At 64.1% G+C, this 5,500-nt stretch carries 5 protein-coding genes; 1 reads left to right on the plus strand and 4 read right to left on the minus strand.

The genetic code is table 11. The annotated features are described in order from the left end of the window. Both FBR05_14535 and FBR05_14540 read right to left on the minus strand, forming a co-directional pair. On the minus strand, positions 1–1,436 hold a 1,436-nt coding region (locus FBR05_14535; GenBank protein MDL1873394.1), incomplete at its 3' end, for a hypothetical protein. A gap of 516 nt (positions 1,437–1,952) precedes the next feature. Continuing rightward, positions 1,953–2,774, minus strand: a complete 822-nt coding sequence (locus tag FBR05_14540) for a PAS domain S-box protein (GenBank protein MDL1873395.1) — start codon at positions 2,772–2,774, stop codon at positions 1,953–1,955. Positions 2,775–2,839: 65 nt separating this feature from the next. On the opposite strand from FBR05_14540, the gene FBR05_14545 reads away from it, so the two are divergent. Continuing rightward, positions 2,840–3,892 carry a patatin-like phospholipase family protein gene (locus tag FBR05_14545; protein ID MDL1873396.1) on the plus strand — a complete coding sequence of 351 codons (1,053 nt, stop codon included), beginning with the start codon at positions 2,840–2,842 and terminating at the stop codon, positions 3,890–3,892. A 10-nt stretch (positions 3,893–3,902) separates the two neighbouring features. Here FBR05_14545 and FBR05_14550 read toward each other — a convergent pair whose 3' ends face one another. Together FBR05_14550 and FBR05_14555 are read right to left on the minus strand one after the other, a co-directional pair. After that, positions 3,903–4,385 (minus strand): hypothetical protein, encoded by a 483-nt coding sequence (locus FBR05_14550; GenBank protein ID MDL1873397.1) that lies wholly within the window; start codon positions 4,383–4,385, stop codon positions 3,903–3,905. Beyond that, the gene (locus FBR05_14555) at positions 4,382–5,344 is read right to left on the minus strand and encodes a hypothetical protein (protein MDL1873398.1); all 963 of its coding nucleotides are present in this window, start codon (positions 5,342–5,344) and stop codon (positions 4,382–4,384) included. Before FBR05_14555 ends, FBR05_14550 begins: the two co-directional genes overlap by 4 nt. Positions 5,345–5,500: the final 156 nt, after the last annotated feature.

The raw sequence follows: 5,500 nt of genomic DNA on the forward strand, positions 1-5,500 counted from the left end.
GGATCCGCGCCGCGCGGCCGCGTCCCCTTGATCGGCAGGGAACACGCGCGGCGCCCCTCGACCTCGAGCAGGGTCTCGGGCGAGGCCGAGAGAATTTGGCCGTGCCCCAGATTGAGGAAGGCCATCTGGGGTGCGGGCGAGGCCGAGCGCAGGCGCAGGTAGAGCTCGGCCGGATTCCAATCGCCCGTCGCGACGAAGCGCTGGGAAAAATTGACCTGATAGCAATCGCCGCGCAGGATGCGCTCGCGGATGTCTTTGACCTTCGAGAGGTAGGACTCCCGCGACAGCTCCGCGCAAAGCGAGGTTAGTCGCGGCGCGCGGGCGACGGCCTCCGGCGCGGACCGCACGAGGCCTTCGAGCTCGAGGCAGCGGGCCTCGGCCAGGGCAGGGTCCGCGCCGCTCAAGTGCTCGCGAAGGCCGAGCGAAAAGACCTCGGCGCTTCCCCGAACCGCGTCGATGCGGATCCCGCTGTCGAAGAGAAAGAACTGCGCCGCCGGCAGAGGCGCGGAAAAACGGCCCTCCGGGTAGCTCAGGTAACCGACCAGGCCGCCGGAGAAGAAGGCCTCGGATTCGATCCGGCCGCTCCAGGACCGGAGCCAGGCGTCCCACTGGCGCAGGCGCGGCTCCAGCTCCGCGGCCTCGGCCTGGAAGACCCGCAGCGGGCGCAGAGCCAAGAGCGAGTGTCGCGCCCGCGGGTGCCCGGGCAGGGCACTGTCCAGCCAGCAGGCCGGGGCTGCGGCGGCCGCCAAGGCGGCTAGGCGGCCGGGCGCGGGCATCGGGATGTCGCGGCGAAACTCCCTCATGCGGCGGCCAACTCTCTGAGCCGGGCCAAGAGACGCGCCTCCACCGCCTCGGGTGGCGGCGCGGCCCGCCCCGTGACTTCCTCCCACATCCATGGCGGCTCCATGCAGAGATAGCGCGGGACCGCCTCGCTCCACTCGCCGAGGCGCCGCCAGACCCGACGGTACATCTCGCGCCTCAAGGTCTTGAAGTAGCGCAGCTTGCCGTCCGGCGCGGGGACGAAGTCCTCGGCGAAGATCTTGGTCTGGGGAAAGCGCTCCGTGGCGATCTCTTTCAAGGCCTTGTCGTAACGCAGGCTGCCGATGCTGACCCAGGCGACGCGGCGCGGGTCGAGGGCGGCGGCGATCGCCTCCAAAAGCGCGTCGTAATTTTTTTCCCAACCCTTGTGACAGATCAGGGGGTCGAGGTGCAGGCCCACCGGGTAACCGGCCGCCTGCGCGCGGCGGGCGCAGTCCAGGCGCCTGGCCGTCGAGGCGCACTTCAGCTCCTCCCGCCGAGCGATCTCCTCCGGGGCCAGGGACCAGGAAAGGACGGTGTGCCCGCGCCCGTCGAGCTTGAGCGGCTGGTCGATGCGGTCGGACTTCGTTTTCAATTCCAGAAACAGGTCCGGCTGGCCGGCGAAAAAGGGGATCCATTCCCCGCTGAAACCCGTGACGTCGTCGAGGGCCAGGGAATCGGAGAGCTCGCCCGTGCCCAGGCGCAGCCCCCGCCCCGGCTGCGCGGCGGCCAGGGCTCGGATCGCGTCCAGGAAACGCCCCGTGTTGGCGAAGACCGTCAAGACGGGGTTGTTTTGCAGGTAGCTCTGCAGGATGCAGTAGCTGCACTCGAGGTGGCAGTTGGAGACGGGATTGAAGACGTAGTCGCCCAGATTGATCGCGTGCTTGATCTTGGGAAAGGGCTTCAGGGCCTCGCCCCGGTGCTCGGCCACGGCGAGGATGCGCTTGGCGGGCGTGATCGGCCCTGGCTCCTTCCAATCCCGGATGTCGGGGAGGATCTCCGCCGGCACCGCCGGGAAGGCGGCTCGGATCCGGAGCGTCACGGGGGCCTCGGCGACGGCCGCTTCGATCAGGAGGCGCTGGGGGACGAAGGGCTGCATCGCGCCTGGCTAACACGAAGCCCCGGCGGAGGAGTAGGGCGTTTTTTGGGGAAGATCAGCCCGGGGAATGCAGCACCGGATGCGAGGCCCGCTCGGCGGCGCCCTTGCCCTTGAGGACGGGCGATGCCTTGCCCAAGGCGGTGGGCAGGCTCTGCACCTCGAGCTTGACGAAATTTCTCCGGCCGAAGCCGAAGACGCCGCAACTGAAAGCGGCCTGGATCTGCCGCCCCCCCGCGCCCTTCAAAACGGTGGTGCCGCGGGAGTCGTAGTAATGGCGCCCGGCCCTCCGTATGGTGCGGAGGGTGTCCTCGTATTCCCCCTCCACGCAGAGATCGCGGAGGCTCGAGTGCCGAAGCTCGTCGAGGCTCAATCCCGTGACCTGCTCGGCGCGGATGTTGGCCGCCACGCAATGGGTCAGCTCCTCGTTGAAGAAGAAGATGGCGTCCAGGCCCCGCTCGAAGAGGTTGCGGAACAGGTCGAAGGTCGTCATCGCCCGGGGCGGGGCGAAGTGGCTCTCATGGGAAAGCCGGTTCTTGATGATCGTCAAGAAACGCTCGGTGCCCACCGGCCCGCTGAAATAATCGTCGATCACCTGGCTCTGCAGCAGGACGGCCGAGTCCTTGACCCGATTCATGGTGTCGAAGAGCAGGAATTTCCCGTGAAAGCCCTCGATCAGCCAAGTCAGGACATGCTCCTCCAGGTTGTCGTCCTTCCCCTTGGCAAAATAGATCACCAAATCGGGCCGGGAGCTCGAAATATGGTGGAAGGCCGCATTTAGGTTTTTGGCCGCCAGGCCTTCATGCGGCGCCAAGCTCTCGGCCGAGATCGGCTTGGGCCCCGCGATGATCAGGACGCGGCGATTCGATTTCCATTCCATCTTGTCTTTATTTAACCCCTAGGTTAAAATTGTACAGGTTCGGTGTGGGGAAGATCAATACAATTGTGAAAAAGAAGACGGCGCCGGCGACTGCCAGTGCTTTTTCACGCCGCTATTCCCGTCTGATCCGCAGCCTCTCCCAGAAAGACACCAAGGTGGTGGTCTCGATGGGGAGCGGCGGTATCCGCATGTTCGCGCACATCTCGGTGCTGCGCTTTTTGGAAAAAATCGGGGCCGAGCGGCATATCTCGGAGGTCTGGGGCTCCAGCGGGGGCGCCATCGTCGGCCTATTCTTCGCGATGGGCCTGAAGGCCGACCAAATCGTTCAGCAAGCCGACGATTTTTTCAAAACCCACCACTTGCAACTGGTTCCCTCGGCCTTCTCGATCGCCAAAAACATTTTGAAGGAGGCCGTGACCAAGAGCAACGGGGGGCCGGTCTTGAAGGGCTTTCACAATATCAACGAGTCGCTGCAGGCCCTGATGGGCAAGACCCTGGAGACCGGAAAACAAAAATACCCTTGGTATTGCCTAGCCTACAACCTGGAGAAGAATCGCACCGACGTGCTCACGCACACGCCCATCCCCGAGGGCCTCTACCGCGATTTCATCTTCCCCACCGACCCGATGGACGCGATCATCGCCTCCAGCGCCATTCCGGTCATTTTCACACCGAAGGTCATCGCCGACGCCGGAGGAAAGCGCACCTACACGGACGGCGGCGCCGGCGAGGAGATCCCCACGGTTTCCATCTACAAAAAATGGCTGCAGGATCGGGAAGTCGGTTTGGAGAAGAAAAAACGGCTGCTGGTCATCGCGGTCGACCTGGGCACGGACCTCTCCACCATCGATTTCTTCGACGGATGGCTGATCCGCAAGATACCCGCGCTGCAACACCTGCGCATGACGGTCCACCTGACCGACCTGATCCGGCGGGCGCGCATCGCGGACCAAAAACGGCTGCTCGTGCGCGACCCGAACGTCGAGCTCTGGGAAGTGAACGTCAACCTGTCGAACGTGAGTTTCCTCGACGTGAAGGCCATCCCGAAGGTCGTGGATTTGGCCGAGACCTGCGTGCCGGCCGAATTCGACCGGCTCAACGCATCCCTGCTGACCTAAACCGTGAATCTCAAGAGGCGACGTTCTCCAGAAAAGAGAAATATTCTTCCTCGATGTCGTCGAATTCCATCGTCCCCTTGCAAGCGGGGCATTTTTCCGTCGGGGCCTTGGCGCTGGAGGCGCGGGCCATGGCCTCGACGCTGAGCAGGACATTCGCCTCTTTCTTGCACTTCGGGCAAAAATAGGGCGCGTAAAAGGACGTCACCTTGCCGTGGCCCAGGAAGTTGGCGACGTAGTTGACCTGTTCGACGATGCGCGGGGCCAATTTCTCGTAGACGACGCGCGCGGTTTTCGGGAAGGCCTGGATGGCGTGAACCCATTCCCGGACGCCGCAGGAATTGATCATCTCGATGCCTTCGAGGTTCACCACCACCGTCGGCTTGACGTCGGCGAAGGCGACGTCGAAGTCCGCGTCCTCGTCGATGATCCCCTTCAAGACGAGCCGGGTGGTCCCGGGCTCCTCGCTTCGGTCGATTTTCAGTTTTTGGCTCATGAGATCCGCCTTTCCGCTCCGCCAAGATGGTCGTCGCTACGAAAATAGTGGAAAGAATGCCGTCGTCGCTTCAATTCGCCCAAGGAGGCGCGATGGTCGATCAAGGCGATCATCTCGGTGCGGCGCCGCGGCGCCACGTTGATGACCATGCGGTCGAGGGATTTGAAGACGAGAAACAAACCCATGCCCGCGCCCTTCCCCGCCCCTTCCAGGACCGATCTCTCGGTGAAGCAGCGGTGGATGCAGGCGAAAAAGATCTCCTGGCTCATGGTCCCGAAGGGGTCGGAGACCGAGAGGGCCAGGTGGGATTCGCCGATGCCGTAGGCCAAGGTGGGGCGCTCGGCCTCGCCCAGCGCGAAGTTGTCGGAGCGGTCCCGCTGGTTGTAGTGACGGGCCCCGCTCGCGTCGACGGGGGCGTCGAACATGGCGTTCATCAGCAGCTCGTTGAGGATCAGCTCGACGTTACGGACGATGCGCGGGGCGACGCCCCGCGTCAGGTAGAAGTCGCGGACCCGCTCGATCACGGGGTACTTTTCCGCGGGGGAGCGCAGCTTCAGAGTCTCGACGGGCGTCACGCCGTACTGCTCGATCCCGAAGATGTCGCCGCCCGACAGCTTGCGGACGGTGACGCCGAGATCCTCGACGTCAATCGCGCCGTTGTCCGCCAGGAAGTTCCTCGGCTGGTCGCGGCCCAGCAGCTCGGGAAAATATTCCTCCAAGGAATCGGCGAGAACGGCCACGCCGCGGCACTCCGGCCTCAAATCCAGAGCCCGGTCGAAGAAGCGGAAGCCCTCGGCCTTGTCCCGGATCTCCAGGACGAGCACGTCGAAGGGACGCTCCTTCATCAGGGCCTCGGCCTCCCGGGCGTCGGAGGCCAGGATGCAGGTATGCCCCATCGCCTCTAAGGCCGGGCCGGCGACTCGAGTCGCCGGCTCGTCCATTAGCAAGATCTTGGCCATATTATACGAGGATAACCAGCGCCCGGCATCATTGCAAGATCGAGATGGCGAATCTTCGTGGGTTCCCTTCAATCGATCTGAAGTTTGAGCAAAGTCAAATCGTCGGGGAAGGACTTGCCGCCATGGGCCGCGGCCAGGGACTCGAGGATCTTCTCC

The organism is Deltaproteobacteria bacterium PRO3 (genome assembly GCA_030263375.1).
Lineage (GTDB): Bacteria > UBA10199 > UBA10199 > DSSB01 > DSSB01 > DSSB01.